This is a genomic window from Luteimonas sp. Soil_N_1 (genome assembly GCF_057656255.1).
The window spans coordinates 376,294-396,798 of record NZ_JBDGKS010000001.1; the positions used below are offsets into that span (position 1 = coordinate 376,294).

The window sequence follows — 20,505 nt, forward strand, 5'->3', positions numbered from 1 at the left end:
CGCCGGCGATGTCCGTCGCCAGATTGCCGCCGGGCCGGTTGACCCTCGATCCGGTGATCGATGCGCTGCAGGCCGATGGCCTGCTGGCACCTGCCGATGCGGAGCGCGCGCGTGCGGGCGGCCGCAACACCCGGGGCCTGGATGCAGTGCATCCGCTGGTGCTGCTGGCCAACCTGAAGCTGCCATCGGCGCGCCGGCCCGGGACCGAACTCGGCCTCGAAGCGTTGACCGAATGGCTGGCGCAGGCGACCGGCCACGTCTATCTGCGCATCGACCCGACCAGGATCGCCGTCGGTGATGTCACCGACCTGTTCTCGCACGCCTACGCCAAGCGCCACCGCATCCTGCCGGTCGACGTCACGCCCGACCGCGCGCGTATCGCGACCAGCGAGCCGCTGGCGCTGGAGTGGCTGACCGACATCCAGCGCCTGTTGCGGCGCGAGATCGATCTGGTCATCGCCAATCCGCTGGACCTGCATCGCTACACGATGGAGTTCTTCGGCGTCACCCGCTCGATCCGTGGCGCCAAGGACGGCCGTGAAACCGGCAGCAATGCGCCGACGTTCGAGCAGCTCGTCGAACTCGGCCGGTCCGGTGACGTCAATGCCGACGACCACCACATCGTCCACATCGTCGACTGGCTGCTGCAGTACGCCTACGAACAGCGCGCCTCCGACATCCACCTCGAACCGCGCCGTGATGTGGGCCGCGTGCGTTTCCGCATCGACGGCGTGCTGCACAAGGTCTTCGAGATGCCGCCGCCGGTGATGACGGCCGCGGTCAGCCGGATCAAGGTGCTGGGCCGCATGGATCTGGCCGAGCGCCGGCGTCCGCAGGATGGCCGCATCAAGACGCGTTCGCCCGGCGGACGCGAGGTCGAGATGCGTCTGTCGACGATGCCCACCGCCTTTGGCGAGAAGGTCGTGATGCGCATCTTCGATCCCGATACCGCGTTCAAGCCGATCGAACACCTCGGCTTCGACGCCGGCGAGGCCGCGGCGTGGAACGATCTCGTGGCGCGTCCGCACGGCATCGTGCTGGTCACCGGCCCGACCGGTTCGGGCAAGACGACGACGCTGTATTCGACGCTGAAGAAGCTGGCGTCCGACGACGTCAATGTCTGCACCGTCGAAGACCCGATCGAAATGGTCTCGGTCGAACTCAACCAGATGCAGGTGCACAACGCGATCGATCTGACCTTCGCGCAGGGCGTGCGCACGCTGCTGCGCCAGGACCCCGACATCATCATGATCGGCGAGATCCGCGACCTCGACACCGCGCAAATGGCGGTGCAGGCCTCGCTGACCGGCCACCTGGTGCTGTCGACGCTGCACACCAACGATGCGCCGTCGGCGATCACCCGCCTGCTCGATCTCGGCCTTCCGCATTACCTGATCGCCTCCACGCTCAATGGCGTGCTCGCCCAGCGTCTGGTGCGCACGCTGTGCCGCCACTGCAAACAGCCGAAGCCGGTCGATCCCGAAGGCTGGCGCGCGCTGCTCGGGCCCGACAGTGATATGCCCATCCCGGAAAGCGCATGCGGGCCGGTGGGATGCCTGGAATGTCGCAACACGGGCTACTTCGGTCGTGTCGGCCTGTACGAACTGATGCCGGTGACCCCAGCGCTGCGCGCGAAGATCCAGCCGGACATGGATTTGTCGGGCTTCAGCCGCACCGCAGTCGGTGAAGGCCTGCGCACGTTACGAATGGCCGGTGCCGAAAAGATCGCGCAGGGGGTGACCACGGTGGAAGAGGTAATGACGGTGCTTCCGCCGCGCGAATAGCGCCCGCACGCGACCGGCGTGACGACGTTCGCTGCCGTCGCGATCGCCACATCACCGGGACTGTCTGCGCCGCGACCGGGCGAAACAGCTACGCTGCGCCGTCCTCCCGCTCCGGCTACCCCGCAATGTCGTCTGCCCGTCCGTTCCTGATCGTCGAAACCGGCCAGCCCGTGCCCTCGATGCGCCGTTATGGCGGGTTTTCCCATTGGATCCGCGTTGCTGCCGGCCTGTCGGAGCACGACACGATGGTGGTCGATGTCGAGCATGGCGCCGCCCTGCCGGCCGCGGCCGATTACGCCGGCGTCATCGTCACCGGCTCCGGCGCGATGGTGACCGACCGCGCCGACTGGAGCGAACGCACGGCCGCCTGGCTGCGCGATGCCGCGCATGCAGGCGTGCCGGTCTTCGGCATCTGCTACGGCCACCAACTGATCGCCCATGCGCTCGGCGGCGAGGTTGGACCGAATCCGCAGGGTCGCGAGATGGGCAGTTTCGGGATCGAAACCGTCGAGGGGGCCGAAAATGATCCGTTGTTCGCTGGCACCAGCTCCGGTTTTCTCGCCCAGACCACCCACCTGCAGACCGTCCTGCGCCTGCCCGACGGTGCCACCCTGCTCGCCCGGTCCGCACTCGAACCGCACCACGCGTTCCGCTGGGGTGATCGGGTGTGGGGTGTGCAGTTCCATCCCGAGTTCAGTGCGACCCACATGCGCGGTTACATCCGTGCGCGGTCGGGTCCGCTGTATCAGGAAGGTCTCGATCCGGTCGCGCTGGTGAAGGCGGTACGCGCGGCGCCCGAGGCGCGCGCGGTGCTGCAGCGGTTCGTGCGGGTGGCGGACGGGTTCCAGCGCGGCTGAGGCGTGCTCGCGGCCGACGACAGACCGGCCGGGGATTACGCGGATGCACACATGCAGGCCGCATGGGCACGGTGGATGCGACCTGCAGGCGTCGAGCCTCCGCGCAGGATTCCGCGATGCGGGCAGACGGGTGCGGGCGCCCGGCGAAGGCCGCCGCCGGCACGCCTGAACGCCCGGCGGCGCCAGCGGCGGCGCCGACGCATGCGATACGATGACGGCCTTCGTGGCGCGTCCACGCGACAGATATCTGGAATACGGCGGAAATGACGACTCGGACGGTAGGAGCCGGCCACGGCTGGAAGTGGATCGTGCAGGGCGTCAATGTCGGTCGGGCCAACCCGCGTGCGGTCTATGGCGCCACGGCGATCGTGGCCTTGCTGGCGATCATTCCCAACGTGCTGCAGGCGCTGCTCCAGGTCACCCTCGGCCTCGATGCCAGTACCCAGATCATGGTGATGGGCGTGACATCGCTGGTGTCGATCGCGGTGTATCCGCTGCTGATCGGTGGGGTGCTGCGGGTCATCGACGCGGCCGAGCATGGCCGCCCGGCGCGTCCAGGTGATGTGTTTTCGACGTTCACCGGCGGCAATGCCGGGCGCCTGATCGGCTTCGGCGTGCTGATGGGCGCGCTGTACATCGCCACGTTCTACGCGCTGGTCAGCGCGTTCGGCGAGGGCGTGGTGGACTGGTACATGGAAATCCTGACGATGAGCCAGGAAATGGGCGGACAGTCTGCGCCCGGCGCACCGGCCGACCTGCCGCTGCCGCCTGCCGGCATCGGCCCGCTGATGGCGCTGGCGATCTTCTTCGGCGTCTACTACGCAACCGTCTACGCGGTCGGCCTGGGCCAGGTCGCACTGGGCGACCGCCCGGTATTGCAGGCTTTCACCGATGGTCTGGGCGGCGCACTGCGCAACGTGTTGCCGATCGTCGTCGCTGCCGCGATCGCAATGGCCGGTGGCTTTGCGCTGATGCTGGCATTCGCGATGGTGGTCACCCTCATCGGTCTGGTCGCCAGCCTCGTGCATCCGGCGCTGGCTGCACTGGTGGTGCTGCCGCTGTATCTGATCCTGCTGCTGGTCCTCTACATCGTGATGTTCGGCGCGATGTATGCGATGTGGCGCGACATCTGCGGCCAGCCTTCGGACGCAGCGGTCGACGGCCCGACGCCGGGCGCCGGCCAGGATGGCGGTCGCATCGAACTCTGAGCGGGTGCGTCAGGCGCCCAGGACGGCGGTGAGCGCGGCGGCCATGCTGCGGTCGAGATGGCGCATCAGCAACGCCAGCAGCAGGCAGCCTGCGGCTGGCTGCAACCACACCCACAGACGTGCCGCCATCGGCATCGGTGCGGTGCCGCGCTGGACCACGCGGGTACCGGCGATCCGGTCGTGCAGCGCCTGGTGGCGCGGGGCATGCAGGGCCAGCAGATGGCCGATGTTGAAACTCAGCCAGGACAGCAGGCCCGCCGCGGTACGCAGGCCGGCGCGCACGTAGCCGGGCGGCAGCCCGATGTCATTGACGACCTGCAGGCCGAGGACGCGCTTGCCAGGCGTCGCCTGCCAGCGCGAGCCCTCGAATGCGGTGAACCAGAGCAGCGCCATCAGCGCGAAGCCGGCGATCGCCTGGAACGCCAGCGACGACATCGCCAGCGCCAGCGCGGTGATCGCGACCTGCAGCGCCGGGTCGTGTACCCAGATCTGGGCCAGCGCCACCGGAGAGGCGTCCAGTTCGACCGTCTGCATCGCCGCGACCATCGACTGGAACAGCGCATCGATCGTGCGGTCACACGTGCGCCAGGCCGCGTGCAGTGGACGATGCATCACCACGACCGCCAGGGCGCCGATCGCCGCCGCGTCCAGCGACCACGCCGTGTACCGGCGGAGCAGCGACGCAGACGTGTCCGGCGCGGGATTCATGCCTCGTCGCGCGCTGCGTCCGGCTTGGGCGCAAGCATGCGGGCGGCAATGATGCCGGCCTCGTAGAGCAGGCACATCGGAATTGCCAGCATCAACTGCGAGACGACATCGGGCGGGGTGATCACAGCCGCCAGCACGAAGACGCCGACGACCGCGTAACCGCGCGACTCGCGCAGCTGGTCGGTGGTCACCCAGCCCAGCAGCACCAGGATCACCAGCGCCACCGGCAGCTCGAAGCTCAGGCCGAACGCGAGGAAGATCACCAGCACGAAATTCAGATAGGCGTTGATGTCGGTCATCATCGCCACGCCATCGGGCGTCACCAGCGTCAGGAACTTGAACACCGACGGCAGCACGAGGAAGAACGCGAACGCGCAGCCGATGTAGAACAGCGCCACGGCCGACGCCAGCAGCGGCATCGCGAGCCGCTTCTCGCGCTTGTACAGGCCTGGCGCGACGAAGGCCCAGGCCTGGTAGAGCAGCCACGGCATGGTCACGACCAGCGCGGTGAAGAACGCGAGCTTCAGCGGCGCGAAGAACGGCGACGCGACTTCGATCGCGATCAGATGCGCGCCTTCAGGCAGCTTGTCGAGCAGGGGCTGGGCGAGCAAGCCGTAGAGCTTGTTGGCGAACGGCAGCAGGCACAGCAGCACGATGCCGGTGCCGGCCAGGCCGCGCATCAGGCGCATGCGCAGTTCGATGAGGTGGTCGATCAGGCTGCCTTCGCCGCCGTCTTCGTCAGCGTGCAGCGCCACGATCGGTCTCCTCGTCGGCGACGGTCGCGGGGACCGGCGGGCGGGTGGGATCGCCGGCGATCGTCTCGGGCGGCAACGGTGGTTCCACAGGCGGCGCCGGATCGGGCAAGGCGTCGAGGCTGCGATGCGTCGCCGGCGGTTCGCTGGACATGCGCCGCGCCTGGGCGACCAGATCGCCGGCCTCCCGGCGCACTTCGTCGAGACTGCTGCGTGCGTGCGCTTCGGCATCGCGCAGCTGGGTGCCGACGTCTGCGATCGACTGCTGGGCGTCGCGCACGCTGCGCTTGAGGTCCTCAGCCGCGAGTTCGCGTTCGAGTTCGGACTTCACCGAGTACCACTGCGCGCGCGCGCGCCGCACCCACAGACCGGCGAACCGCGCCGCCTTGGGCAGGCGCTCGGGACCGAGCACGACCAGCGCGACCAGCGCGATGATCATCAACTCGCCGGTACCGATACCGAACATCGACCGCCGCCCGCGTCAGCGCGGGACGTTGTCGTCGTGACGGGTCCTGTCGGACTGCTCGGCCGCATCCTTCGAACGGTCGTCGAGACGCTCGGGCGTGTCTTCGTCGTGCATGCCCTTCTTGAAGCCCTTCACCGCTTCGCCGAGATCACGCCCGGCGCCGCGCAGCTTCTTGGTGCCGAACACCAGCAGCACGACGACGAGGACGACGAGCCAATGCCAGATGCTGAAACTGCCCATGGCGGAATTCCGGGAACTGCGGGTGGTCTGGCAGGATAACGCACCGCACCGGCGCGCAGCGTGCGCGCGGATGCGGGCGGTCAGTATTCCGGCAGCTGTTCGACAGCAGCAGGGGTGTCATCGACGTTCTGGAAGCCCTGCGTCGACGGCTGGCCCTGCTGGGGCTGGATCGGCGTGGTGGTGGCTTCGGGCACGTTCTGGATCACCGGCGCGGCCGATTGCGCGGGACGCGTGACCGGTACTGCGGTTCCGCCGCGTGCGACACGGGCGGTGGCGCTGGCTTCTTCGAGGCGATCGCGGAAGCCGACCACGGCATCCGACGGAGCCTGACCCGGACGGTTCTCGAGAATGGCCCGGGGCGTAGTGGTGTTGCCGTACACGGAGACGTTGGCTGCGTCGTCGATGGACAGCACGGCGCCGTCGACCGACACACCCGCGAACAGCCCACGCGCGCGCGACCACGACCAGATCTCCGCCTTGAGCTGGCCGTCGGTCAGCGCCGCCGCATTGCGGCCCACCGGGCCAGCTGCCACGCCGGCGTCGGCGCCGAGGGTGAACTTGCCGTTGACGATGGATTCGAGGCTGCGCTCGTTGCGGAACACCAGCACGACGTCGGCCGACTGCACACCAGCCTGGAAGCCGATGCTGCCGCCGGTGAGTCGGACGAAGGCCGGGCTCGACCAGGTGCCGTCGGCGGTCTTGACGGACATCAGGCCATGGCCGCGGCGTCCGCCGATGATCAGGCCTGCCTTGATGGTGTCGGGGATGACCACGATCGCGTGCGCCTCGTCGAGCAGCTTGTCGGGAATGCCGGACTCGGGGATCGCCTGGATCTCGTTGAGCACACGGACCGCGTTCTGCGCCCGCGCGTCCTCGGCCGGCCCGGCGATGACGGGGCCGGCGGCGAACGCGGTGGCGAGTGCGGCGACCAGAAGGGAACGGCGGAACGGACGGGTCATGGTGGCTCCGGGGCAAGGACGCGGATCGGGCGTGCGCAAGAGGCCACGCACGCAGAACGGATTCAGGCTAGTGACGGTGCAATGAATCGCACATGAGTTTTTCCGTGGCACCCGGACGCTGCCATTGCGCCGGTGCGCCTGCCATTCTATGGGGATGTCCGAATCCCCCTCCCCGCACGCCGCGCGCGACGCCGTTGTGCTCGTCAATCTCGGCACCCCCGACGCGCCGACGCCGAAAGCGGTGCGCCGCTATCTCGCCGAGTTCCTGCACGACCATCGTGTGGTCGCGCTGACCCGCTGGCTGTGGTGTCCGATCCTGCATTTCGTGATCCTGCCGTTCCGCTCCCCGCGCGTGGCGAAGCTCTATGCCGGTGTGTGGATGGAGGACGGTTCGCCGCTCGCTGTCCACACCGCGCGTCTCACGAAAGCGGTGCAGACGGAAATGCCCGATGCCGAGGTGGTCTACGCCATGCGCTACGGCAACCCGTCGCTGCGCAGCGTGCTGACGCGGCTGCGTGACGCGGGCCACGCGCGGGTGCAGGTGCTGCCGCTGTATCCGCAGTACTCGACGACGACGACGGCATCGGTCGGCGACGTCGTCGACGAGATCTTCGGCGCCACGGGCGTTGCACGGATGCGCGACGACTATCACCTCGATCCGGACTGGGTCGACGCCGTGGCCGGATCGATCCGTGCGCACTGGGACACGCAGGGTCGCGGCGAGCGGTTGCTGTTTTCCTTCCACGGCATTCCGCAGCGGCTGGCCGATGCCGGCGATCCGTATCCGGTGCAGTGCCGCGCGAGCTTCGATGCGATCGTGCAGGCGCTGGGCCTCGCGCCGGACGAGGCGATGCTGACCTACCAGTCGCGCTTCGGCCGCGAGCCATGGCTGCAGCCGTACACCGACGAAACGCTCAAGGCGCTGGGCGGCGAGGGCATCCGCACGATCGACGTCGTGTGTCCAGGCTTCGCGGTCGACTGCCTGGAAACGCTGGAGGAGATCGCGCTGCAGAACGCCGAAATTTTCCATGCGCACGGCGGAAAGGATCTGCGCTACATCCCCTGCCTCAACGACGCACCGGTGCATGCGCGCGCGCTGGCGTCGTTGACGCGTCGCGATCTGGAGCTGCGCGCATGAGCGGCGTCGCACAGTCACAAACGTTCGAGGTCGACATCGGGATCGGCACCGTGCGCGGTCTGCGCTTCGGCACCGTGGGTGCGCGTCGCGTGCTCGCGCTGCACGGCTGGCTCGACAACGCCGCAAGCTTCGTGCCGCTGTCCGCGTATTTCGACGGTCTGGATGTCGTCGCGCCGGATCTGCCCGGACATGGCCGCAGCGCGCACATGCCGGTGGGGACCGACTACACCTTCGTCGGCGCCGTGCACCAGGTGCTCGACATCGCCGACGCGCTGGGCTGGGAGCGTTTCGCACTGCTCGGGCACTCGATGGGTGCAGGCATCGCCAGTCTCGTTGCCGCCGCGGTCCCCGAGCGCATCGAGCGTCTGGTCGCGATTGAAGCGCTGGGCGCGCTACCGGAGATCGAACCGGAAACCGTTCCGCGCCTGCGCGAAGCGGTGATCTCCTCGCGCAGCCTGGGCACGCGTCCGCTGCGCGTGTTTCCCGATCTCGAAGCGCCGATCCGCGCACGCATGCGGGTCAATGCGCTCAGCGAACCCGTCGCGCGACTGCTGGTCGAGCGTGGCGTGCAGCCCGTGGAAGGCGGCCATGCCTGGTGCAGCGATCCGCGTCTGACGATTCCCACCGCCGTGCGCATGACGCCCGGCCAGGTCGACGCGCTGATCGCCGGCATCGAATGCCCCACGCGCGTGATCTACGCCGATCCGCCGCAGCCCTATCTGCCCGAACCCGACCGCTCCCGTCGCGCGCGTCTGCTGCCCGACGGCGAGCTCACCGTCATCGCGGGCGGCCATCATCTGCACATGGAACAGCCTGCGGAAGTCGCTGCCGCGATCGGGGATTTCCTGCAGCGTTGAGCGGTGGCGGCCTGCGCCGCGTCACCTCTGGAGTCGCGCCGCGCCATCCTGCAACTGCAGGTTGACGATCACCCCGGCATCCTCCGACGGCAGCGCCGGCTGGTTGCGGTCGAACGCGAACAGCGCACTGCGGCCATCCTTCTCGAACGCGAGCACCGCGCTGTCGCCGCCGTGATGCGTGGCAAGCCGACGCTGCCAGCCGTCGTGCTCCATCGCGCGGCGGGTGTCCTGCGACAGCGCCACCACCTCGCCTTCGGCGAGCAGACTGATGATCTGCGTGCCCGGCATATCGGTCAGCGTGTCGATCACATAGTGCGCAGGCAGGTGCACGTCCTGCGGGAAGTCCGTGGGAAGTGCCAGCGAGGTCGTCCGTGGCGACACCGGCGTCGCCGCAACGCGGTCGCCGCGCGCATCGAAGCGGATCGTGGTGCCCAGCGCATCGCCGGGTGGGCGGCAGCCGGGCAGCACGACGACGAGCAGCAAGGCCAGGCACAGGCGGACCATGGGGTTCTCCGGCGGCATTGGCCGCGCATTCCGGTCAACGCGAGTGCAGCAAGGAAGCGGCCATCGGGCCGTTCGCCCAGCCTTCGTTCAGGCCAGCAGAGCGTGCAGGTCGGCCTTGAGGCGGCGGCCGCTGTCGCGGAAGTAGTCGCGCGCGTCGCGCCACGCCGGGCACCGCGTTTCGACCTCGCCCCAGAACCGGCGGGAGTGGTCGGCATGGATCAGATGACAGAGCTCGTGCACCAGCACGTACTCGAACGCCGAGGGCGCCCCGAGCACCAGCGACAGGTCCAGATTGAGCGTCCCGTCCGGCGCCAGTGACCCCCACTGCGAGGACATCACTTTCAGACAGATGCGCCGCGGTGTGCGCGGCAGGCCCGGCAGATAGGCCGGCAACCAGCGGCCGATGTCGGCACGTGCCTGCGCTTCGTAGAACTCGCGCAACGCGCGTTGCAGCGCGGCGGGGCCGGCGTGCTCGGGCGACACGAACGTCAGCGTGCCGTCATCGTCCATGCGCACATGACTGAAGCGCCCGCTGTCCCAGCGCAGCGGATGCAACACGCCGCGCAGCGGCAGGTGCGTGGTGACGCCACGCTGAAGGGGCAGCGCTTCGCCATGCGCCGCGATCTGTGCGGCCAGCCATGCGCGGTTCTGCTGCAGGAAGGCATCGCCCGAGACGAGGCTCGCGCGCAGCGGCAGGGTCAGGCGCGCGCCGCGTTCGCTGACGCTGAGCCGGATGCGCCGCGCGCGCGGATCGCGCACGCGCAGCACCTCGATCTCGCGCCCGTCCTCGAGCGTCAGACGGAGCGAGTCGCGCTGGATCGAAGCGGGCTTCGCGGAACGCGACAACAGGCGCGACAGGGACGGCATGCGCGGATTGTATGCGCTGCCTGCGACGCGACCAGGGTCGACGTCGCACGTACACCTGCGATCACTCCGCCTTCGACAGCTTCAGCGCGCCTTCGAGCACCTTGAACAGGCGCTTGAACTCGCCGCGCATCAGCGCGAAGCGGGCGTCGAGCTCGGCGCGCATATCGTCGTTGTCGGTGTTCTCGAGCGTATCGAGCGCGCCATCGAGCAGCTTGAACTTGCGCACGATCAGGTCCTCGCCGAGCACGAACGAGACGTGGTCGTCGAGGTTGAGCGCGAGTTTGGTGACCTGCTTGCCGGCATCGAGATGGCGGGTGATCTCCTCGCACTGCAGATCCTGACGCTGGCAGCGCACGATCGCGCCCTGGTCGGACGGATCCTTGAGCTCGCATTCCTCGCCCAGCGTCAGACCGTCGGGCAGCGGCTCGCCGGCGATCCAGCCGGTCATCACGCCACGCGGCGAGACTTCGGCATTGAGCGGCAGCGCGGGGAAGCTGCCCAGGGCGGTGCGGATCTGCGACACCAGGTTCTCCGCACTCTTGCGGCTGGAGGAATTCACCGCGACCACGCCGTGTTCGAGGTCGATCAGTGCGTCGCTGCGCACCGGCTTCACGAATGCGCGCGGCATCAGTTCCTGCAGCAGGTCGTCCTTCATCTGCTTGCGCATCTTGCCGCCGGGCTTGCGGCCCTGCTTCTCCTCGAATTCCTCGATACGCCGCGACAGCAGTTCATTGACCACCGGGCCGGGCAGGATCTTCTCTTCGCCGCCGACGGTGACCCAGATGGTGTCCTCGATGCGGTGCGCCATGACATCGGCGTCGCGGCTGATCGGCGAGACGAAACCGTGCGAGGACATCTCCAACGGACCGACCGGCTTGAGCGGGAATTCCGCCAGACGCGCGTCGAGCTCGGACAGGTCGAGGTTGGTGGGAAAGCGGAACAGGGTCAGATTGCGAAAGAACATGGGGCTGATGATTCCTTGGAAGTGGGGAAGGACGCCGCACGGAAGCGGTGGGCGTCAGAAATGGTGTGACACGTGCCTGGTCCGGGCGTAGGCAGGCGTGGACGGCCGACCCTGCATCGATGCGGTGCGGAGGGCGGTGTTCATGCCTCCCGCATCGCGATGTCGATCGCTGCGCCCTGCGCGTCGGGCAACCAGGCGTCGACCGCGGCAGGCACCGCGCCCGCACCGGGCATGCGGAAGTCGAACAGCGCCGGATCGCTGAGCTGCGACGGGCTGACATTGCCCAGCGACCGCGCGATCGTCTCGATGCGGCCGGGCGTCTCCCGCTCCCAGGCATCCAGCATCTTCTGGACCTGTTTGCGCTGCAGGTTCTCCTGCGAGCCGCACAGATTGCAGGGGATGATCGGGAACGCCTTGGCCTGCGCATACGCGGCGATGTCGTCTTCCGCCGCGTACGCCAGCGGACGGATCACGACGTGCTTGCCGTCATCGCTGCGCAGTTTTGGCGGCATGCCGCCGAGCTTCGCGTGGAAGAACATGTTCAGGAAAAACGTCGCGACCAGATCATCGCGATGGTGGCCAAGCGCGATCTTCGTGAATCCGTGCTGCGCCGCGTGGTGGTACAGCGCGCCGCGACGCAGGCGCGAGCACAGCGAACACATTGTCTTGCCTTCCGGGATCACCCGGCTGACGACCGAATAGGTGTCCTGCTCGATGATGTGGAAATCGACGCCGCGCGATGCCAGATAGTCCGGCAGCACATGTGCGGGAAATCCTGGCTGCTTCTGGTCGAGGTTGACTGCGGTGATCGAGAACGCCACCGGCGCCTTCGATTGCAGCTGCAGCAGGATGTCGAGCAGGGTGTAGCTGTCCTTGCCGCCCGACAGGCACACCATCACCCGGTCGCCGTCCTCGATCATGCCGAAGTCGGCGATCGCGCGACCCATCTGATGGCGCAGCCGCTTGCCCAGCCTGTGCACCGCCGGCGCGGCGCGGCGCGGATCATGCGCGCGCGGCAGCGGTTCGTGCAGGGGCAGGACGGTACTCATCGCGCCAGTTTACCGGGCGCTCCAGGCGGCCGTACGCCAACGTCTCCGCGACCGCGCGCCAACATGCGCCGTGCAAGGCTGTGACGCCATTCCTGTTGAACGGAGAGCGCCATGTCGCGCATCGTCATCATCGGCGGCCATGGCCGCGTCGCCCTGCAGCTGGCCCAGCGCCTCACCGGAAGCGGACACGCCGTGACCGCGCTGTTCCGCAACGCGGCCCACCGCGACGCCGTCGCCGGCACCGGCGCTACGCCGGTCGTCTTCGATATCGAGCGCGCGCAGACCGATGCCATCGTCCAGCAGCTCGCCGGCCACGACGCCGTGGTCTGGTCGGCCGGTGCAGGCGGTGGCGATGCCGCGCGCACGTATGCGGTCGACCGCGATGCGGCGATCCGCTCGATCGATGCCGCGGCCATCGCCGGCGTGCGGCGCTACGTGATGGTGTCCTACATTGGCGCCGGCTTCGATCACGGCATCGAGCCGGACGACGGCTTTTTCGCCTATGCCGAAGCGAAAGCCGCGGCCGACGCGCACCTGCGCGACAGCGCGCTGGACTGGACGATCCTCGGTCCGGGCCGGCTGACCGACGATGCCGGCAGTGGCCGTGTCGCCGATGGCGCGAATGCCGACAGCGGCACGCCGGTGTCGCGCGCAAATGTCGCGGCGGTCGCAGCCGCAGTGCTGGATGCGGCGGGCACCGTGGGCCGGACGCTGGATTTCGTCGATGGCGATGTGCCGATCGAGACCTTCGTCGGCGGCGACTGATCGCGGGCGCGTAGGGGCGAATGGAGGACGGTCCGTTCGCTTGTGCCGCAGACGACAGCGCCGGCCGATTCTCCGCGTTAATGCGGCGGTGCGGCGCGCGGTCGTAGACTGCATGCCGATCGCGCGACTGCCTGCTGCAACCCGCGCGTTCGCAACCGTCTTCCAGGAGCGCAATGACGTGAAGTACTGAGCCGACATCGAGTCCGACGACCCACCCCGGTCGCGTCCCCATGTTCGCGAGGTTCTTCCATGTCCGTGCCCGTCTCCCCGGCGCCTTTCGCGTCGCTGTCTGCGTCATCTTCCGTCGTGCCCGCGCTGCGCGCCCGTGGCCTGTCCGCCGCGCGCGACGACGGCAGCGTGCTCTACGACGATCTGTCGCTGGTGCTGCATGACGGCCCCAGTGGGCTGGTCGGCGCCAATGGCGTCGGCAAATCCACGCTGCTCCGGCAACTCGCCGATGGCGCTCGCGCTGGCACGGTCGAGGTCGCCGGGGGGCTGCAGCTGCTGTCGCAGCACCCGGGTCCATTGCCGCCGCGTGTCGTCGACCTGCTGGGTCTGGGCGCGCGCTTCGATGCGCTGCACCGGCTGCTTGCGGGTCATGGCGACGCGGACGATGCGGCATGCGTCGACGACGACTGGGCACTCGAAACGCGATTGGCGGATGCGTTCGCAGCGCTGGGTTTCCAGGATCTGACGCCGACGTCCGATCCGTCGCAGCTCTCGGGCGGGCAGTGCCAGCAGCTACGTCTGCTCGCCGCGTCGTGGTGCGATGCCCGCGTGCTGCTGCTCGACGAGCCCAGCACCTTTCTCGACAGCGACGCGTCCGCGTACTGGTGCTGGCAATTCCTGCAACGCGCAGGGGCCGTACTGGTCGTGACCCACGATCCCGTGTGGCTGCGTGCGATGCCGCGACTGGTCGAGCTGCGCGCCGACGGGCTGCAGTGGATTGACGGCGGACTCGACGCATGGCGCGCCGCGCGCGATGCCACGCGGCGTCAGACAGAAGATGCACTCGCGCAGGCGCGGACCGATCGCGCGCGTGCACAACGTGCGGTGGGACGTGAACGTCAGCGGCTCGACCAGCGTCAGGCGCGTGGGCAGCGGATGCGCGAGACCAGCAACCAGTCGCCGCTGCTACTGGACCACGCCAAGGGCAATGCCGAGCGCCATGCCGGACGCGCGCGCGGCGCACTGGCACAGCGCCTCGCCGACGGTGACACCGCGGTGCGTGACGCGTTCGCCGCGACCGATGCCACGCCTGCGCCCGAGTTCGTCGATGCCGACGTTGCGTTGCCCGCCTCTCGGCGGGTGCTGCGTTTCGACGGCGTGCATCCCGTCAGCGACGCGCCCGTCGAAGCGCTCACTTGGCACGCGTTCGGCCCGGTGCGCATCGGGCTGGAGGGACGCAACGGCAGCGGCAAGACCACGCTGCTGCGCGCGCTGCGCGGCGAGGCGACGCTCGCCAGCGGCACCGTCGAGGCCTGCGTGCCGGTGCAGTCGCTCGACCAGATGCTCGCGACCCTGCCCGATGCGATGCCGGCACTCGAGTGGTTGGCTGCACGCATGCAGGCGGATGCGATGGACGTGCCCGCGACGCGGCTCGCCTTGCTCGGCCTAGCCGGTGCGCGGGCGCGCCAACCCTTGGGCCTGCTGTCGGGCGGCGAACGCATGCGCGTCGCCATCGCGGCCGCCGCGTGGGCGCAACCGGCAGCGCCGTTGCTGCTGCTCGACGAACCCGCCAGCCATCTCGATCTCGACAGCGTCGACGCGCTGGTCGCGTTGCTGCGTGGCTGGCCCGGCGCACTCGTCGTCGTCAGCCACGATCCTGCACTGCTCGATGCGCTGGCGCTGACCCACCGCCTGCACCTCGACAGCGACCGCCTCCATCTGGAAACCATCGATCCCTGAGCGACGCACTGCGCCCGCAGGGTGGGCAGAGCGCAGCGAAACCCATCAGCTCGCCCGGCCGCAGAGACGTGAAGTCGCGTCACCCCTAACGAAAACAGGCGCCTTCCGGCGCCTGTCTCGTTCCACACTCAATCCGATGCTGTTGGCCTTACGGCACCCAAACCAGATTGCGCGTATTGGGATCGGTGGTGATCTCGCGCACGCGGCCGCTGACGTCGAACTGCACCTGGAACTCGGCAAAGCTGCTCATCCAGTAGCGCCACAGCTCCGCGTCCAGATCCGGGTTCTCGCTGCTGATCGGATAGCCCAGCGACATCAGCACCTGCTCGCGGGTCATGCCGGGCGTGATCTTCGCGCGCTTGATCGCGTCCTGGATCTTGGCCGGATACGTGGCGATCTTCGACGCCGGATCCTCGGTCACCACGTAGCGTTTCGCGAAATCGGGCAAGGCGATGTCACGGCTGTAGTCGTTGCCGATCGACTGGCGCGCGCCGTCGATGCGCACGTTGACGCGGTGGCGGCCATAGCCGGTCACGCTGGTCGGCGTGCCGACCGGGATCACGCGCTTGCCGTTCTCGGCGTAGTTGCTGTCGCTGATCCAGCTGCCGTCGCTGCGCAGGTTGCAGCACAGATAGCCGTCGTACTTCTCCTGCGCGGAGACGGGGACGATGGCGCCGAAGGCGGCGAGGGCAAGCACCGCGGCCGCGAGGCGCGCAGATGCGGAACGGTTCGATCGGAGGGACATCCTGTTTCCTTGGCGATGCGGCCGGGGGATGTCGCGTATGGACGGCACGGCACAAGCGCCAGTGCGCGCCGGCCCCCTGCACGACGCGCACGCATTGTTGCAGCGCCGTTTCCGTCCGCCAAGCGTATCCAGTCTGTCGCGCGCTTGGGATAAGCTGGCGGCATGTCCTCCGACATGTCCGCAACCGAAGAAACGCCGGCCGAGCTGCTGATGCGGCTGCGGGCCGAGCACCGTCGGCTGGATCACGCCATCGGTGAACTCCAGTCGGCGAACGCCTACGAGGCGATGGCGTTGCAGCGCATGAAGAAGCGCAAGCTGCGGCTCAAGGATTGCATCGCGCAGCTCGAATCGGACCTGATTCCCGACGAGCCGGCCTGAGCGTCGTCAGCGGCCGCCGGTCACGTTGATCAGCGTTTCCGCCGCGCCGTCACCGGGCGGTCTGCGACAGGGCGGATCGACGCGTCAGTCGTCGGCGTGCGCGTCGTTGGCCGCCGGGGGGACGAAATCGGCCGACACTTCGGGCAGCTCGATCACGAAGCGCGCACCACCGCCCTCGCGGTCCTCGTACCAGAGCTGGCCGCCGAGATCGACGATGATCTGCTTGGCCAGCGACAGGCCCAGACCACTGGAGCGGCCGTCGTCCTGGCCGGCATGTGCCAGCCGCTGGAACGGGCGGAACAGCGCGTGCTGCAGGTCGCGGGCGATGCCGGGACCGCGATCCTCGACCAGCAACTGCCAGAAGCCGCTGCCGCCGCCCCGCAGGGAAATGTCGACGTTGCTGTCGGGGGCGTACTTGATCGCGTTGGTGATCAGGTTCTCCGCCACCTGGCGCAGCACCAGGCCGTCGACGGCGACCAGCGGCGCGGCATCGGGCGCGCGCGCCTGCAGCTGCACGCCGCGATCCTCGAACTGCATCGCGTAGCGACCCACGATCCAGTCCAGCACTTCACGCAGCCCGGTGGCCTGCGCGGCCTCGGCGGCCTTGCGCGAGGTGTCCTGGGTTTCCAGGTACCGGCGGATGTAGCCGAGCGCGTCTTCAGCGCTCTCGTGGATCATCTTGTGATAGCGCGGAATGCGCTCGGGCTTGGTCTCGTTCTTGACCAGCATGTCGCTGGCGAACCAGATGCTCGACAGCGGATTCTTCAGATCATGCGCGACCAGGTTCACCAGCTCCTGGCGCTCGCGCGCGATGCGCTCGAGACGGTCGCGGGTCTGCTTGAGGCCGACGTGCGCGTTGACGCGCGCGAGCAGCTCTTCGGGCATGAAGGGTTTGGTGACGTAGTCGACCGCACCGGCATCGAACGCGCGCAGCAGCAGTTCGCGATCCTGGGCGACGGTGAGGAACACCACCGGCAGGCGCAGCAGGTCCGGGTTCTGCTTGATCTCGGCCAGCAGCGCGAAGCCGTCCATGTTCGGCATCAGCATGTCGAGCAGCAGCAGATCGGGCTGGCGCGCTTCGAGCATCGCCAACGCTTCGGCGCCGTCGGGCGCCGTCTGCACTTCGTAACCGTGACGGCTCAGCAGCGAGCTGACGACGCGCAGGTTCGCAGGCTGGTCATCGACAACGAGGATGCGACCGCTGGCGTTTGCAGAGTTCGGCATGAGGTTCCGGGGTGGGCCCCGAACAGGGGTGGCAGGACGTGACAGACCGACGCTGTCCGCCAGGCACGTTACCAGAAACCCGGTCAGCTGCGGATCCGGACCGGGGGTCCGGTCGGGTCGAGCGCCCGCCATGCGCCGGGCGCCAGATCGTCCAGCGACCAGTCGCCGATCGCCACCCGCACCAGCCGCAGCGTGGGCAGGCCGACCGCTGCGGTCATGCGTCGCACCTGCCGGTTGCGACCTTCGCGGATGGTCAGCTCCAGCCACGCATCGGGCACGGTCTTGCGGAAGCGCACCGGCGGATCGCGCGGCCACAGCGCCGGTGGCGGGTCGAGCAGCGTCGCCAGGGCGGGACGGGTCGGGCCGTCATTGAGCGTCACGCCATCGCGCAGCGCCTGCAGCTGTGCCGGCGAGGGCGTGCCCTCCACCTGCACCCGGTAGGTCTTGGGCAGCTTGTGGCGCGGATCGGTGATGCGGTTGGCCAGCGGACCGTCGTCGGTCAGCAGCAGCAGGCCTTCGCTGTCGTGATCCAGACGGCCGGCGGCATAGACATTGGACGGCAGGCCGAAGCCGGCCAGCGTCGGGCGCGGCGGCTTGCTGCGGTCGGTGAATTGGCAGAGCACGCCGTAGGGTTTGTTGAAGGCGACGAGCATGGAAGCGGCGATACGTGGAGGTGGATCAAGCGCGCGGCGACGGGAACGGGCCGGCGGCACCGGCCCGTCGTCGCATTACGGCTTCACGAACCGCAGCGTCATCCGGTCGCTCTCGCCGATCTCCGCATACTTCGCCGCGTCCGCGGCGGCGTGCCGGTTCGCTGGCGGCAGCATCCACACGCCATCGGGATGGTCGCGGGTGTCCTTCGGGTTCGCGTTGATCTCGCTGCTGCCGTCGACGCGGAAACCCGCGGCCTGGGCGAGCGCGATGACCTGCGCGGTCCCGACATAGCCGCTGCGGTCGTCGGCCGGCACGTCGGCCTTCGCACGATGTTCGACCACGCCCAGCACGCCGCCCGGGCGCAGCACGTCGTAGAAGCCCTTGAACATGCCCTCGGCCTGACCGGACGAACGCCAGTTGTGCACGTTGCGGAACGTCAGCACCACGTCGGCGGAATTCGACGGGCCGAAGCGCGGCGTCTTCGGGTCGTAGCTCACCATGCGCGCGCGGTCGAACTGCGCGGGCGCCGCGTCGAAGCGGGCCTGCAGGCCGGCGTACTGGCTGGTCTGATAGTCGCGGCCGCGACCTTCGGGGGCGCTGGCCGGATCGACCATCGCGGCGAGATAGCGTCCGTTGTCACGCAGGTAGGGCGCCAGCACTTCGGCGTACCACGCGCCGCTGCCGGGGGTGATTTCGACGACGGTGTGCTCCGGGCGCACGCCGAAGAACGCCAGCGTTTCACGCGGATGACGGTACTGGTCGCGTGCGCGGTTTTCCGCGCTGCGCCAGTCGCCGGCGAGCGCGGCATCGAGGCGGGCGACATTGCTGGAATCGAGGTCGGCGGCCGAATCGGCGGGCACCTGCGGCGCGCTGGCGCAACCGGCGAGGGCGATCAGGGCGACGGCGCAGAACGACAAGCTGCGTTGCATGGGCGGAACTCCGGACGCGGACGTGGCGCAAGGGTGCCACAAGCCGCGTGGCGAACGTCGTCGCCTGTCCTGCGGGGCCACCGGAGGTCGTGCCGGAACACTGCTTTGCGTGTCCCCCGGTGTCGGACGCGCGTCGGCCCTGCCTATGCTGTCGCCATTCTTTTGCAGGCAGGAGCGGCACATGTCGGAACGCGAACTCGGACGTTCGGGACTTAGGGTTTCGCCACTGGCGTTCGGTGGCAACGTCTTCGGCTGGAGCGCCGACGAGTCCACGACACATGCGCTGCTCGACGAATGCGTCGCGCTGGGCCTCAATCTCGTGGATACCGCCGACGTGTATTCGGCCTGGGTCGACGGCAACCAGGGTGGCGAATCGGAAACGCTGATCGGCCGCTGGCTGCAGAAGAGCGGCAAGCGCGACCGCGTGGTGATCGCCACCAAGGTCGCCAAGTGGCCGCAGCGCAAGGGCCTGTCGCCGGCCAACATCCAGGCCGCGTGCGAAGACTCGCTGCGTCGCCTGCAGACCGATGTCATCGATCTCTACCAGGCGCACGAGGACGATCCGTCGGTGCCGCTGGAAGACACGCTCGGCGCGTTTTCCCGATTGATCGAACAGGGCAAGGTGCGCGCGATCGGCGCGTCGAACTACACCGCCCCGCGTCTGGCCGAAGCGCTGGAGGTGGCCCAGCGCCACAACCTGCCGCGCTACGAGACGCTGCAGCCCGAGTACAACCTCGTCGAGCGGGCCGGTTACGAAGCCGCGCTCGAGCCGCTGGCGCGGCAGCACGGGCTCGGCGTCATCGGTTACTACTCGCTGGCGAGCGGTTTCCTCAGCGGGAAGTACCGCACCGAAGCGGACGCGGCCAAGAGCAGCGCGCGCGGTGCGCAGGTGGTCAAGCAGTACCTCAACGCGCGCGGCCGGCGTGTGCTCGCCGCGCTGGACGATGCTGCCTGCCGGCATGCGGCGACGGTGGCGCAGATCGCACTGGCGTGGCTGATCGCGCGTCCGGGCATCAGCGCACCGATCGTCAGCGCCACCAGCCTGCCCCAGCTGCGGGAACTGGCCGCGGCGCGGACGCTGCTGCTGTCGAAAGCCGACATCGCCGCGCTGGACGCGGCCAGCAACCCCGGCGCCGCGTAGGACGCGAGCCGGGGACCGTGGCCTGGCGTCAGATGGTCAGCGCGCTTTCGACGTCGAGCACCTTGCGACGGGCGAGTGCGAGGTTGGACTTGTGGCGATCCAGCACGACGTAGAAGAACAGGCCCGGCTTGGACGCCACCGGGCGCAGGATGTGGTACGCCTTGCCCAGCGAGATCAGGATGTCCTCGATGCTGTCGTTGAGGTTGAGCGAGGCTGCGGTCTTGAGCTTGGCGCGGATCACCTCGGTGTTGCCGGCGGCCGCGACTTCCATGTCGACGCCGCTGCCGGCTTCGCCGAGCAGCATGCCGCTGTTGTAGTCGACCAGCGAAACGGCCTGTGCGCCGTCGATGGACATCAGTTCGGAGAGGGATTCGCTCAGGTTCGCCATGGGTCTGTCCTTTGGGTCTT

Annotated in this window: 23 protein-coding genes and 1 pseudogene; 10 read left to right on the top strand and 14 right to left on the bottom strand. The window is 68.7% G+C overall.

Going from position 1 to position 20,505, the window contains the following annotated elements; translation table 11 throughout:
• Nucleotides 1-8 precede the first annotated feature (8 nt).
• The 3 genes from AC3A4E_RS01795 (at nt 9) to AC3A4E_RS01805 (ending at nt 3,849) form a co-directional block, all read left to right on the top strand.
• Nucleotides 9-1,784, top strand: coding sequence for a GspE/PulE family protein (locus AC3A4E_RS01795; protein WP_487631990.1), 1,776 nt, complete (start codon nt 9-11; stop codon nt 1,782-1,784).
• A gap of 125 nt (nt 1,785-1,909) precedes the next feature.
• Nucleotides 1,910-2,641: a glutamine amidotransferase gene (locus tag AC3A4E_RS01800; protein ID WP_487629867.1), complete on the top strand. Its 732-nt coding sequence runs from the start codon at nt 1,910-1,912 to the stop codon at nt 2,639-2,641.
• A gap of 263 nt (nt 2,642-2,904) precedes the next feature.
• On the top strand, nt 2,905-3,849 hold the full coding sequence (locus tag AC3A4E_RS01805) for a hypothetical protein (protein ID WP_487629868.1): 945 nt from the start codon (nt 2,905-2,907) through the stop codon (nt 3,847-3,849).
• A gap of 9 nt (nt 3,850-3,858) precedes the next feature.
• Here the strand turns inward: AC3A4E_RS01805 and AC3A4E_RS01810 are convergent, their stop codons facing one another.
• The 5 genes from AC3A4E_RS01810 to AC3A4E_RS01830 all read right to left on the bottom strand — a co-directional run bounded on the left by AC3A4E_RS01810 (nt 3,859) and on the right by AC3A4E_RS01830 (nt 6,974).
• Entirely contained in the window at nt 3,859-4,557 is a 699-nt protein-coding gene (locus tag AC3A4E_RS01810; RefSeq protein WP_487629869.1) for an RDD family protein, read from the bottom strand.
• On the bottom strand, nt 4,554-5,306 hold the full coding sequence (tatC, locus tag AC3A4E_RS01815; RefSeq protein ID WP_487631991.1) for a twin-arginine translocase subunit TatC: 753 nt from the start codon (nt 5,304-5,306) through the stop codon (nt 4,554-4,556). The genes AC3A4E_RS01810 and tatC overlap by 4 nt, the downstream gene beginning before the upstream one ends.
• The gene (gene tatB, locus AC3A4E_RS01820) at nt 5,296-5,775 is read right to left on the bottom strand and encodes a Sec-independent protein translocase protein TatB (protein WP_487629870.1); all 480 of its coding nucleotides are present in this window, start codon (nt 5,773-5,775) and stop codon (nt 5,296-5,298) included. Before tatB ends, tatC begins: the two co-directional genes overlap by 11 nt.
• A 15-nt stretch (nt 5,776-5,790) precedes the next feature.
• Nucleotides 5,791-6,015 (bottom strand): Sec-independent protein translocase subunit TatA, encoded by a 225-nt coding sequence (gene tatA / locus AC3A4E_RS01825; protein WP_487629871.1) that lies wholly within the window; start codon nt 6,013-6,015, stop codon nt 5,791-5,793.
• A gap of 80 nt (nt 6,016-6,095) precedes the next feature.
• Entirely contained in the window at nt 6,096-6,974 is an 879-nt protein-coding gene (locus tag AC3A4E_RS01830; RefSeq protein ID WP_487629872.1) for a lipid-binding SYLF domain-containing protein, read from the bottom strand.
• 154 nt (nt 6,975-7,128) lie between these two features.
• On the opposite strand from AC3A4E_RS01830, the gene hemH reads away from it, so the two are divergent.
• Together hemH and AC3A4E_RS01840 are read left to right on the top strand one after the other, a co-directional pair.
• The gene (gene hemH, locus AC3A4E_RS01835) at nt 7,129-8,112 is read left to right on the top strand and encodes a ferrochelatase (RefSeq protein WP_487629873.1); all 984 of its coding nucleotides are present in this window, start codon (nt 7,129-7,131) and stop codon (nt 8,110-8,112) included.
• Nucleotides 8,109-8,969: an alpha/beta fold hydrolase gene (locus AC3A4E_RS01840; protein ID WP_487629874.1), complete on the top strand. Its 861-nt coding sequence runs from the start codon at nt 8,109-8,111 to the stop codon at nt 8,967-8,969. The genes hemH and AC3A4E_RS01840 overlap by 4 nt, the downstream gene beginning before the upstream one ends.
• A 21-nt stretch (nt 8,970-8,990) precedes the next feature.
• On the opposite strand, the gene AC3A4E_RS01845 is transcribed toward AC3A4E_RS01840, so the two are convergent.
• The 4 genes from AC3A4E_RS01845 to ttcA form a co-directional block, all read right to left on the bottom strand.
• Nucleotides 8,991-9,473, bottom strand: coding sequence for a hypothetical protein (locus AC3A4E_RS01845; RefSeq protein ID WP_487629875.1), 483 nt, complete (start codon nt 9,471-9,473; stop codon nt 8,991-8,993).
• An 87-nt stretch (nt 9,474-9,560) separates the two neighbouring features.
• Nucleotides 9,561-10,340 (bottom strand): M48 family metallopeptidase, encoded by a 780-nt coding sequence (locus AC3A4E_RS01850; protein ID WP_487629876.1) that lies wholly within the window; start codon nt 10,338-10,340, stop codon nt 9,561-9,563.
• 61 nt (nt 10,341-10,401) lie between these two features.
• Nucleotides 10,402-11,304 carry a recombination-associated protein RdgC gene (locus AC3A4E_RS01855; protein ID WP_487629877.1) on the bottom strand — a complete coding sequence of 301 codons (903 nt, stop codon included), beginning with the start codon at nt 11,302-11,304 and terminating at the stop codon, nt 10,402-10,404.
• A gap of 140 nt (nt 11,305-11,444) precedes the next feature.
• Complete coding sequence (ttcA, locus tag AC3A4E_RS01860) at nt 11,445-12,353, bottom strand: tRNA 2-thiocytidine(32) synthetase TtcA (protein WP_487629878.1); 909 nt, start codon at nt 12,351-12,353, stop codon at nt 11,445-11,447.
• Between the two features lie 111 nt (nt 12,354-12,464).
• Here ttcA and AC3A4E_RS01865 point away from each other — a divergent pair, with 111 nt between their 5' ends.
• The 3 genes and pseudogenes from AC3A4E_RS01865 (at nt 12,465) to AC3A4E_RS01875 (ending at nt 15,026) form a co-directional block, all read left to right on the top strand.
• The gene (locus tag AC3A4E_RS01865) at nt 12,465-13,118 is read left to right on the top strand and encodes an NAD(P)H-binding protein (RefSeq protein WP_487629879.1); all 654 of its coding nucleotides are present in this window, start codon (nt 12,465-12,467) and stop codon (nt 13,116-13,118) included.
• Nucleotides 13,119-13,367: 249 nt separating this feature from the next.
• A pseudogene (locus AC3A4E_RS01870) lies at nt 13,368-13,907 on the top strand (ATP-binding cassette domain-containing protein); the annotation flags it as partial.
• A 594-nt stretch (nt 13,908-14,501) separates the two neighbouring features.
• On the top strand, nt 14,502-15,026 hold the full coding sequence (locus tag AC3A4E_RS01875; RefSeq protein ID WP_487631992.1) for an ATP-binding cassette domain-containing protein: 525 nt from the start codon (nt 14,502-14,504) through the stop codon (nt 15,024-15,026).
• A 148-nt stretch (nt 15,027-15,174) separates the two neighbouring features.
• Here AC3A4E_RS01875 and bamE read toward each other — a convergent pair whose 3' ends face one another.
• Nucleotides 15,175-15,771, bottom strand: a complete 597-nt coding sequence (bamE, locus tag AC3A4E_RS01880) for an outer membrane protein assembly factor BamE domain-containing protein (RefSeq protein ID WP_487629880.1) — start codon at nt 15,769-15,771, stop codon at nt 15,175-15,177.
• A gap of 174 nt (nt 15,772-15,945) precedes the next feature.
• Between bamE and AC3A4E_RS01885 the strand changes: the two genes are divergently transcribed.
• Nucleotides 15,946-16,149: a YdcH family protein gene (locus AC3A4E_RS01885; protein ID WP_487629881.1), complete on the top strand. Its 204-nt coding sequence runs from the start codon at nt 15,946-15,948 to the stop codon at nt 16,147-16,149.
• 84 nt (nt 16,150-16,233) lie between these two features.
• Here the strand turns inward: AC3A4E_RS01885 and AC3A4E_RS01890 are convergent, their stop codons facing one another.
• The 3 genes from AC3A4E_RS01890 to AC3A4E_RS01900 form a co-directional block, all read right to left on the bottom strand.
• Nucleotides 16,234-17,373: a hybrid sensor histidine kinase/response regulator gene (locus AC3A4E_RS01890; protein WP_487629882.1), complete on the bottom strand. Its 1,140-nt coding sequence runs from the start codon at nt 17,371-17,373 to the stop codon at nt 16,234-16,236.
• 83 nt (nt 17,374-17,456) lie between these two features.
• A complete protein-coding gene (locus tag AC3A4E_RS01895; protein ID WP_487629883.1) occupies nt 17,457-18,026 on the bottom strand; it encodes a pseudouridine synthase in 570 nt (189 codons plus the stop codon).
• A 75-nt stretch (nt 18,027-18,101) separates the two neighbouring features.
• Nucleotides 18,102-18,944, bottom strand: coding sequence for a class I SAM-dependent methyltransferase (locus AC3A4E_RS01900; protein WP_487631993.1), 843 nt, complete (start codon nt 18,942-18,944; stop codon nt 18,102-18,104).
• Nucleotides 18,945-19,137: 193 nt separating this feature from the next.
• Between AC3A4E_RS01900 and AC3A4E_RS01905 the strand changes: the two genes are divergently transcribed.
• Nucleotides 19,138-20,097, top strand: coding sequence for an aldo/keto reductase (locus AC3A4E_RS01905; RefSeq protein ID WP_487629884.1), 960 nt, complete (start codon nt 19,138-19,140; stop codon nt 20,095-20,097).
• A gap of 28 nt (nt 20,098-20,125) precedes the next feature.
• On the opposite strand, the gene AC3A4E_RS01910 is transcribed toward AC3A4E_RS01905, so the two are convergent.
• Nucleotides 20,126-20,485 (bottom strand): hypothetical protein, encoded by a 360-nt coding sequence (locus AC3A4E_RS01910; RefSeq protein ID WP_487629885.1) that lies wholly within the window; start codon nt 20,483-20,485, stop codon nt 20,126-20,128.
• Nucleotides 20,486-20,505 lie beyond the last annotated feature (20 nt).